The sequence below is a fragment of the Burkholderia sp. MSMB1826 genome (genome assembly GCF_001526325.1).
Lineage (GTDB): Bacteria > Pseudomonadota > Gammaproteobacteria > Burkholderiales > Burkholderiaceae > Burkholderia.
The window spans coordinates 1-599 of sequence record NZ_LOYN01000001.1 but is presented as its reverse complement, the minus strand read 5'-3'; the positions used below and the strand labels follow the sequence as shown (position 1 = coordinate 599).

General features: G+C 69.6%; 1 pseudogene. It reads right to left on the bottom strand.

The window, feature by feature from the left end:
• Positions 1-599, bottom strand: a pseudogene (locus WS95_RS00005) (adhesin); the annotation flags it as partial.

Here is a 599-nt window from a genome sequence, read left to right as displayed (position 1 = left end):
CCCGTCGCCGTCGCGCCGCTGCCCAGCGCGATCGCGTCGGCCTGCGCGGAACTCGCCGCCTGCCCGATGGCGACCCCGCCCGGCGCGGTCTGATCGACGATCGCGCCGTTGCCGATGCCCACGCCGTTGTCGCCGTTGACGACCGTCGTCGGTCCCACCGCGACCGATTCCGCGCCGACCGCGAGCGAATCCGCCGCGGTCGAGTTCGCGTGGAAGTACTTCTGGCCCGTGACCGCGAACGACTGCAGTGCGCCGGTCAATTGCCGCACCGTCACCGCATCCTGCTGGCCGGTGCCGTCCGCGACGTTGGTGATCTGGCGGTACGTCTTGTTCGTCGCATCGCCGACCGATACCGCGCCCAGCAGCGTCTGGTCGGTCGTGTTGAACGGGATCGACGCGGTGCCGTTGCGGATGATGCCCGAGGACGGCACCACGGCGCGGTCGGCCACCGAACCCGAGCCGAGCGCGATGCTGCCGTCCACCTTCGAGATCGCGTTCGGACCGATCGCGACGCTGTCGACGCCCACCGCCTGGCTGTCCGGCGCGGTCGAATTCGCATGGAAATACTTGATGCCGTGCGCGTTGATGTTGTCGATCGC